The organism is Mycobacterium rhizamassiliense, assembly GCF_900157375.1.
In the GTDB taxonomy this organism is placed as follows: Bacteria; Actinomycetota; Actinomycetes; order Mycobacteriales; family Mycobacteriaceae; genus Mycobacterium; species Mycobacterium rhizamassiliense.
In genome coordinates this window covers 5,760,536-5,768,125 of the sequence record NZ_LT721901.1, presented here as the reverse complement: position 1 = coordinate 5,768,125, position 7,590 = coordinate 5,760,536, and the positions used below count along the sequence as shown (strand labels likewise).

Here is a 7,590-nt window from a genome sequence, read left to right as displayed (position 1 = left end):
CGGCCGGATCGCCGGAAGGAGCGCGTCCAGCTAACTATTCGCGGACCGGTCGAGCGTCCTTCCCTCGACCTCTTTCACCAGTTCGGGCAAATTGCTGTTCAGGTAGAAGTGATCCCCGGGGAAGACCCGCAGGGAGAACTCCTCGGTGGTGCGATCGGCCCAGGCCGTCATGTTCTCCGAGGCGACGATGAGGTCGTCGTCCCCGACGAACGCGTGGATGGGGCACGACACCTTGACGTCCGGCTCGCGGGTGTAGTTCGCGATGGCCCGGACGCTCTGCAGGGTCGGATTGATATTCGACGCGAATTCGTCATTCGCCAGGCGCTCGGGATCCGTCTCGGTCACCTGCGCGACCAGGTTCAATATGTCGTGGTCGGATCCCTGCAACTCCTTGTACCGGATATGGCCCGGCGCCGCGCACGACGATATGAACAGCGGGCCGATCGGATAACCGGCGGCCTGGAACCTCAGCGCCACTTCGAAGGCCACCAGCCCGCCCATGCTGTGGCCGAAGAAGGCCACTTGACCCGCGGCTTTTACCGCGGGCGTCATCATGGTGAAGATCTCTTCGGCCAGGTCAGGGATGCTGGAGAGCTGCGTCAGGCCGCGATCGCTCTTGCCCGGATATTGGATGGCGATTCGCTTCATGTCCGGGGAAAAGGCCTTGGCGAAGGGAACGTAAAAAGTCGTCGAACCACCGGCGTGGGGAAAGATGAACAGCGTCGGCGGAGTCACGTCGTCCTTGCCTGGGTCGTGTGGCCCGTTCACCGGTGCAGCGTATCGCGGCGTCATTAGCCACCCCGTCTTCGCTGTCCGGCGAGGTCGGCGGTCGGCGGACTGGGCGGTCGGCGGGGCCGCCTGCCTGGGCATCGGCGCAGAAGTCCTGGAAGAATCGATTTTGTCGCGCGATTGACGCCAATGTCCGACACACCGGCGTCGCCACCGCCGTCACAGACGTAACACCAGGCACACTGGTAACTACAGGATCTTTTAAAGATGCCAGGAGGGTATGGCCGTGTACCGAGTCTTTGAAGCGCTGGATGAATTGGGCGCCATTGTCGAAGAAGCCCGCGGTGTGCCCATGACCGCCGGCTGTGTGGTGCCTCGCGGTGACGTGCTGGAGTTGATCGACGACATCAAGGACGCGATCCCGGGCGAGCTCGACGACGCCCAGGACGTGCTGGATGCGCGCGATTCGATGCTGCACGACGCCAAGACGCACGCCGAATCCATGGTGTCCTCGGCGACCACCGAGTCCGAGTCGATGCTCAACCACTCCCGTGCGGAGGCGGACCGGCTGCTCTCGGACGCGAAATCGCAGGCCGACCGCATGGTGAACGAGGCGCGCCAGCACAGCGAACTGATGGTCGGCGAGGCCCGCGAGGAGGCGATGCGCATCGCGACCGCCGCCAAGCGGGAATACGAGGCGAGCGTCGGCCGCGCCCAGGCCGAGGCCGAACGGCAGATCGAAAACGGCAACATCGCCTACGAGAAGGCCGTGCAAGAGGGCATCAAGGAGCAGCAGCGCCTGGTGTCGCACAACGAGGTCGTGCAGGCCGCCAACGCGGAGTCGACGCGGCTCATCGACACCGCCCACGCCGAGGCCGACCGGCTGCGCGGCGAATGCGACATCTACGTCGACAACAAGCTCGCCGAGTTCGAGGAGTTCCTCAACGGCACGATCCGTTCGGTCGGCCGCGGCCGACACCAACTGCGGACCGCCGCCGGCACGCACGACTACGCGACGCGCTAGCGGCGGGGGCCCGTCGGCCTCGCGGCCGTGGCTTTAGCTGATCCGCGCCGTAATATTCCTTCTATGGCGCGGCAACACAGCAGCACAGCGCAGCGACGTTCGAACTCGTCGAACTCCCCGATGGCAATCGACGTGACGCGGCTCGGGCGACGACCCGGATCGATGGTCACCCTGCGGCACACCGTTCCCAGCCCGATGCGGATCGGCCTGGACATGATCGCGATCCAGCAAGATGCCCCGTTGGAGCTGGACCTGCGCGTGGAATCGGTGTCGGAGGGCGTACTGGTCACCGGGACGGTGGCCGGTCCCACGGCGGGTGAGTGCTCGCGTTGTCTCAAACCGGTCGACGGGCGCGTGCAGGTGTCGTTGACCGAACTGTTCGCCTACCCGGACAGCGCGACCGAGGCGACCACCGAGGAGGGCGAGGTCGGCCGGGTGGTCAACGACGTCATCAACCTCGAGCAGGCCGTCATCGACGCCGTCGGGCTCGAGCTCCCGTTCGCCCCGGTGTGCCGCGAGGGATGCCCCGGATTGTGCCCGGAATGCGGCGTGCTGATGGCCGACGAGCCCGGCCATCAGCACGACCGCATCGATCCGCGGTGGGCGAAGCTGACGGCGCTGCTGCCGGACGACGCCGACGGGTCGCGGGGTGATCGATGACGTCACGACAAGGCCTGGTCGACGCGCTCGGGGTCGTTCTCCCGGATCAGCTGCTGACGCTGGCGTTGACGCATCGCAGCTACGCCTACGAGCACGGCGGGCTGCCGACCAACGAGCGGTTGGAGTTTCTCGGCGACGCGGTCCTGGGCCTCACCGTCACCGACGAGCTCTACCACCGCCACCCCGACCGCTCGGAAGGCGACCTGGCCAAGCTGCGCGCCAGCGTGGTCAACACCCAGGCGCTGGCCGACGTCGCGCGCACCCTGTGCGAGGGCGGCCTGGGCGCCCACCTCTATTTGGGCCGCGGCGAGGCCAACACCGGCGGGGCCGGCAAGTCGAGCATCCTGGCCGACGGCATGGAATCGCTGCTGGGTGCGATCTACATCGAGCACGGAATCACGGTGTCGCGCGAGGTGATCCTGCGATTGTTCGGCCCGCTGCTGGATGCCGCCCCGACGCTGGGGGCCGGGCTGGACTGGAAGACCAGCCTGCAGGAGCTAACCGCCGCGCGCGGCCTGGGGGCGCCGTCCTACGTCGTCAGCTCCACCGGCCCGGACCACGACAAGGAATTCACCGCGGTGGTCGTCGTGATGGAGACCGAATACGGCTCGGGCGTGGGGCGCTCGAAAAAGGAGGCCGAGCAAAAGGCCGCCGCCGCGACGTGGAAAGCGCTGGAAGTGATGGACACCGCGGGGAAAACCTCCGCCTAGATGCCTCGCCTAAATGCCTGAGCTGCCCGAAGTCGAGGTGGTGCGCCGCGGCTTGCACGCCCACGTGGTGGGCAAGACGATCACCGCGGTGCGGGTGCATCACCCCCGCGCGGTGCGCCGGCACGAGGCCGGTCCGGCCGACCTCACGGCGCGGCTGCTGGGGGAGCGGATCACCGGGACCGACCGGCGCGGCAAATATCTGTGGCTGCTGCTGGGCGGTGATCCCGAGCCCGACACCGCGCTGGTCGTCCATCTCGGTATGAGCGGGCAGATGCTGCTGGGCGAGGTGCCGCGGGCCGACCACGTCCGGATCTCCGCGTTGCTCGACGACGGGACCGTGCTCAGCTTCGCCGATCAGCGGACCTTCGGCGGGTGGATGCTGGCCGGCCTCGTGGAGGTGGACGGCAGCGTGGTGCCCGAGCCCGTCGCCCACCTGGCCCGCGACCCGCTGGACCCCCGGTTCGACCGCGACGCCGTGGTAAAGGTGTTGCGCGGCAAGCATTCCGAGATCAAACGCCAGCTGCTCGATCAGCAGGTGGTGTCGGGCATCGGCAACATCTACGCCGACGAGGCGCTGTGGCGGGCCAAGGTCAACGGCGCCCGGATCGCGGCCACGCTGAGCCGCAAGCAGCTGGCCGACGTCCTGGACGCCGCCGCCGAGGTGATGCGCGAGGCACTCGCCCAGGGCGGCACGTCGTTCGATTCGCTCTACGTCAACGTCAACGGCCAGTCGGGCTACTTCGACCGGTCGCTGGACGCCTACGGGCGTGCGGGGGAAAGCTGCCGGCGATGCGGAGCGGTGATGCGCCGCGAGAAGTTCATGAACCGCTCGTCGTTCTACTGCCCGAAGTGCCAGCCGCGTCCCCGCCGCTAACTTTTCTCGCGAAAAGCTGAGGCTAACCTCAGCATCGCGAGGTTATCCTTACCTGAATGATGAACCTCTCGAACTGGGGTGGGTAATGCGCAGATTCGCGCGGAGCGGAAGTGGTTCTACTGGTTCGCCCACCCTGCTGGCCGAGCTCGCGGTGGGCCAGCGGGCAACCATCACCGGCGTGGCGCCCGCGGCGTCCGACATGGTGGCGGGACGGCTGCGCCAGTTGGGGTTTCGGCCCGCTGCCGACATCGAGGTCATCCGCCGGGCCCCGATGGGGGACCCGACCATCTACCGCGTGCAGGACACCGAGCTGTGCCTGCGCCGGCGCGAGGCGCGGCTGATCGAAATCGCACCCGGGGCCGGCGCATGACCTCCTGTCACGAGGAGGGCGGCGCGGCCGTCGCCGTCGCGGGGATGGCACGTATTGCGTTGGTGGGCAGCCCGAACGCGGGCAAGACGTCGGTCTACAACCACCTGACCGGCCTGCGCGCCAAGACCGGCAACTACCCGGGCGTCACCGTCGGACGCAGTGTCGGCATCACCAAGGTGGACGGCGTCGAGGTCGCGATCGAGGACCTGCCCGGCACCTACAGCCTGGACCCCATCAGCCCGGACGAGCAGGTGGTCGCCGACCTGCTGGCCGGAGAGGTCTACGACGACGGCAGGCCGGACGCGATCGTCATCGTCGCCGACGCCACCACGCTGCATCGCTCGATCATCCTGATCGCCCAGGTGCTGGGGCAGGATCTGCCGTGCCTGCTGGCGCTGAGCATGACCGACGAGCTGACCGTGCGCGGCGGCGGCATCTCGGTCGACGCCCTGTCGACGGCGCTGGGCGTCCCGGTCGTGCCGGTGGTGGCCAACCGCGGCGTCGGCATCGACACCCTGCGCGCCCAGCTGACGTCGTTCGGCCAGTGGCAGCGGCCGCCGATCCTGCCGCCGGTGGACAACGACGCGATCGACGCGTGGGGCCGCTCCGTGCTAGAGGCCGCCGATTACGCTGCGCCACAACCTGATCGGCGTACCCGCGGCATCGACAGGTTCGTGCTGCATCCGCTGTGGGGGACGCTCATCTTCTTCGCGGTGATGTTCTGCTTCTTTCAGGTCGTCTTCACCGTCGCGGCGCCGCTGCAGGACCGGGTGGGCCAGGCGCTCACCTGGCTGGGCGCTCTGGTCAGCGACCACGTCGGCAACTACGTCGTGCGCGGGCTGCTCGGCCAGGGACTGATCGGCGGCGTGGGCACGGTGCTGCAGTTCATCCCGCAGATCGTGTTGTTGTTCCTGCTGATCGCGCTGCTGGAAAACGTCGGCTACATGGCGCGCGCGGCCTTCCTGATGGACCGGGTGATGGCCGCGACGGGGCTGGAGGGGCGCGCCTTCGTCGCGATGCTCTCGTCGTTCGCCTGCGCGATCCCGGGGATCATGGCCACCCGCACGCTGCCCTCGTCGAAGGATCGGATCGCGACGATCATCACCGCGCCGCTGATGACGTGTTCGGCCCGGCTGCCGGTGTTCACCCTGCTGGTCGGCATGCTGGTTTCGCCGCAGACCCAGTGGGGTCCGCTGAGCGCACAGGGTGCCGCGATGTTCGCGCTGTACATGTGCGGCGGCACCTCGGCGTTGATCGCCGCGTCGATTTTCAAATCGACGATCCTGCGCAGCGACCTGCTCCCGTTCACGATGGAGTTGCCGCCGTACCGTTTTCCGTCAGCCAAGACCGTGCTGATCACGATGTGGGATTCGGCAAAGATGTTCCTGCGCAAGGCCGGAACCATCATCTTGGGCACCTCCGTGGTGCTGTGGGTGCTGCTCAATCTGCCCGCGCGTCCGGCGGAGACCGAACACATGTCGCCGACGGACGCCACCGCCTACGTGATGGATCACAGCCTGGCCGCCGACGTCGGCAAGGCCGTGGGCCCGGTATTCGAACCGCTCGGATTCGATTGGCGCGTCAACATTTCCCTGCTCGGCTCCATGTCGGCGCGCGAGGTGTTCGTGTCGACTCTGGGCCAGGTGGCGGCGGCGACCGATCCCGACGATCCGCACGAAGCGCTGGCCACCATGACCGCCGACGACGGCCACAAGATTTTCACCGCCCCGACCGTCATCGCGCTGATGGCGTACTTCATCTTTGCGCTGCAATGCATGTCGACCGTCGCGGTGATGCGCCGCGAAACGAACTCGTGGCGATGGCCCGCGATCGCGTGGTCCTACATGTTCGTCCTGGCCTGGATCATGGCGTTCGCGGCGCGCTCGGCCGCGATTGCCCTGGGCGCATGATTCCGATCCACGCCACCGCCACCGCCAACCCGCGGCAGCTGCGCTGGGTGGTCGCGACCGACCGGTTGCCGGCGCCCGGCACCGTCCGCCGCGCCCCGGGCCGGCTGGGCGCGCTGCTGGACGCCGGAGTGCTCGAGGAGCTTCTGGTGGGCGCCACCGACATCCTGATCACCGTCGGGCCCGCCGCTAGTTGGCGCGCGGTGGGTGACGACGTGCGCGAGGCGCTCGGCGAGGCCCTGCAGGACCCGGCGGCCTGGGCGATCGACGAGTCGTCGATGCCCGGCGGCGCGCTCGAGGCCGTCACCGCCGAGCTGTTGGCCGGGTCCGTCGGGGCGCTGGCCGCCTCGCACGGCGGGTCGATCGAGCTGGTGTCGGTGGTCGAGAACACCGTGACCGTGCGGATGGTGGGGGCCTGCGACGGTTGCCCCGGCGCGTCCTCCACGCTGCGCGACTCACTCGAGCGCGAGCTGCGCCGCCGGGTCGGTGAGCGGGTTTCGGTCACCTCCGAAAATGATTCGGCCACAATCTCTTTGGGCAAGAAGCTGCTGTCGTTGATAGTCCGTTGAGGACGCTGGCAGCTGCCCCGGTAGAAATAACCCATGACGCAACTGTGGGTCGAGCGCACCGGAACGCGCCGCTACACCGGACATAGCTCGCGGGGCGCACAGGTCCTGGTCGGCTCCGAAGACGTCGAGGGCGTGTTCACGCCGGGCGAGCTGATGAAGATCGCGCTGGCCGCGTGCAGCGGGATGTCCAGCGACCAGCCCCTGGCCCGCCGCCTCGGCGACGACTACCGGGCCGTGGTGCGGGTGTCCGGCGACGCGGACCGCGACGAAGAGGTCTATCCGCGGCTTTCCGAGACCCTCGAGCTCGACCTGTCCGGCCTGTCCGCGGAGGAGAAGGAACGGCTGCTGCTGGTCGTCAACCGCGCGATCGACCTGGTCTGCACGGTGGGGCGCACGCTGAAGGCTGGGACGACGATCGACTTCGAGGTCGCCTCCAAGGCCGACAATGTCGGGTCCTGACGTCCGGCTGACCGCCTGGGTGCACGGCTCGGTGCAGGGGGTCGGATTCCGCTGGTGGACCCGGTGCCGGGCGCTGGAGCTCGGCCTCACCGGCTACGCGGCCAACCAGCCCGACGGCCAGGTGCGGGTCCTCGCGCAGGGGCCGCGCGAGGCCGGCGAGAAACTGTTGCAGCTGCTGGAAGGGGCCCCGGCCTGGCCCGCGCAGCCCGGCCGCGTCGACAAGGTCGTCGCCGAGTGGTCGCCGCCCGACGAGCAATTCGAAGGCTTCGTCGAGCGCTGAGGGACGCC

General features: G+C 68.3%; 10 protein-coding genes. 9 read left to right on the top strand and 1 reads right to left on the bottom strand.

Going from position 1 to position 7,590, the window contains the following annotated elements:
* Nucleotides 1–30: 30 nt before the first annotated feature.
* On the bottom strand, nt 31–792 hold the full coding sequence (locus MRAB57_RS27340) for a thioesterase II family protein (RefSeq protein WP_077090125.1): 762 nt from the start codon (nt 790–792) through the stop codon (nt 31–33).
* A 223-nt stretch (nt 793–1,015) separates the two neighbouring features.
* Between MRAB57_RS27340 and sepIVA the strand changes: the two genes are divergently transcribed.
* The 9 genes from sepIVA to MRAB57_RS27295 all read left to right on the top strand — a co-directional run bounded on the left by sepIVA (nt 1,016) and on the right by MRAB57_RS27295 (nt 7,582).
* Entirely contained in the window at nt 1,016–1,753 is a 738-nt protein-coding gene (gene sepIVA / locus MRAB57_RS27335) for a cell division protein SepIVA (RefSeq protein WP_077090905.1), read from the top strand.
* Nucleotides 1,754–1,816: 63 nt separating this feature from the next.
* Nucleotides 1,817–2,413 carry a YceD family protein gene (locus MRAB57_RS27330; protein WP_216823764.1) on the top strand — a complete coding sequence of 199 codons (597 nt, stop codon included), beginning with the start codon at nt 1,817–1,819 and terminating at the stop codon, nt 2,411–2,413.
* A complete protein-coding gene (gene rnc, locus MRAB57_RS27325; RefSeq protein WP_077090123.1) occupies nt 2,410–3,123 on the top strand; it encodes a ribonuclease III in 714 nt (237 codons plus the stop codon). Before MRAB57_RS27330 ends, rnc begins: the two co-directional genes overlap by 4 nt.
* Before the next feature lie 13 nt (nt 3,124–3,136).
* Complete coding sequence (mutM, locus tag MRAB57_RS27320) at nt 3,137–3,997, top strand: DNA-formamidopyrimidine glycosylase (RefSeq protein WP_077090122.1); 861 nt, start codon at nt 3,137–3,139, stop codon at nt 3,995–3,997.
* An 85-nt stretch (nt 3,998–4,082) separates the two neighbouring features.
* On the top strand, nt 4,083–4,367 hold the full coding sequence (locus MRAB57_RS27315) for a FeoA family protein (RefSeq protein ID WP_245836023.1): 285 nt from the start codon (nt 4,083–4,085) through the stop codon (nt 4,365–4,367).
* Nucleotides 4,364–6,277, top strand: coding sequence for a ferrous iron transporter B (gene feoB / locus MRAB57_RS27310; RefSeq protein ID WP_077090121.1), 1,914 nt, complete (start codon nt 4,364–4,366; stop codon nt 6,275–6,277). Before MRAB57_RS27315 ends, feoB begins: the two co-directional genes overlap by 4 nt.
* On the top strand, nt 6,274–6,843 hold the full coding sequence (locus MRAB57_RS27305) for a NifU family protein (protein WP_077090120.1): 570 nt from the start codon (nt 6,274–6,276) through the stop codon (nt 6,841–6,843). The genes feoB and MRAB57_RS27305 overlap by 4 nt, the downstream gene beginning before the upstream one ends.
* 33 nt (nt 6,844–6,876) lie before the next feature.
* Nucleotides 6,877–7,302: an OsmC family protein gene (locus tag MRAB57_RS27300; protein WP_077090119.1), complete on the top strand. Its 426-nt coding sequence runs from the start codon at nt 6,877–6,879 to the stop codon at nt 7,300–7,302.
* A complete protein-coding gene (locus MRAB57_RS27295; RefSeq protein WP_077090118.1) occupies nt 7,289–7,582 on the top strand; it encodes an acylphosphatase in 294 nt (97 codons plus the stop codon). The genes MRAB57_RS27300 and MRAB57_RS27295 overlap by 14 nt, the downstream gene beginning before the upstream one ends.
* Nucleotides 7,583–7,590: the final 8 nt, after the last annotated feature.

Bases quoted from the DNA above. Each gene is read 5' to 3' on its own strand.
- rnc (WP_077090123.1), top strand. From the start codon at position 2,410: ATGACGTCACGACAAGGCCTGGTCGACGCGCTCGGGGTCGTTCTCCCG.
- mutM (WP_077090122.1), top strand. From the start codon at position 3,137: ATGCCTGAGCTGCCCGAAGTCGAGGTGGTGCGCCGCGGCTTGCACGCC.
- MRAB57_RS27340 (WP_077090125.1), bottom strand. From the start codon at position 792: ATGACGCCGCGATACGCTGCACCGGTGAACGGGCCACACGACCCAGGC.
- MRAB57_RS27300 (WP_077090119.1), top strand. From the start codon at position 6,877: ATGACGCAACTGTGGGTCGAGCGCACCGGAACGCGCCGCTACACCGGA.
- MRAB57_RS27305 (WP_077090120.1), top strand. From the start codon at position 6,274: ATGATTCCGATCCACGCCACCGCCACCGCCAACCCGCGGCAGCTGCGC.
- MRAB57_RS27315 (WP_245836023.1), top strand. From the start codon at position 4,083: ATGCGCAGATTCGCGCGGAGCGGAAGTGGTTCTACTGGTTCGCCCACC.
- MRAB57_RS27330 (WP_216823764.1), top strand. From the start codon at position 1,817: ATGGCGCGGCAACACAGCAGCACAGCGCAGCGACGTTCGAACTCGTCG.
- MRAB57_RS27295 (WP_077090118.1), top strand. From the start codon at position 7,289: ATGTCGGGTCCTGACGTCCGGCTGACCGCCTGGGTGCACGGCTCGGTG.
- feoB (WP_077090121.1), top strand. From the start codon at position 4,364: ATGACCTCCTGTCACGAGGAGGGCGGCGCGGCCGTCGCCGTCGCGGGG.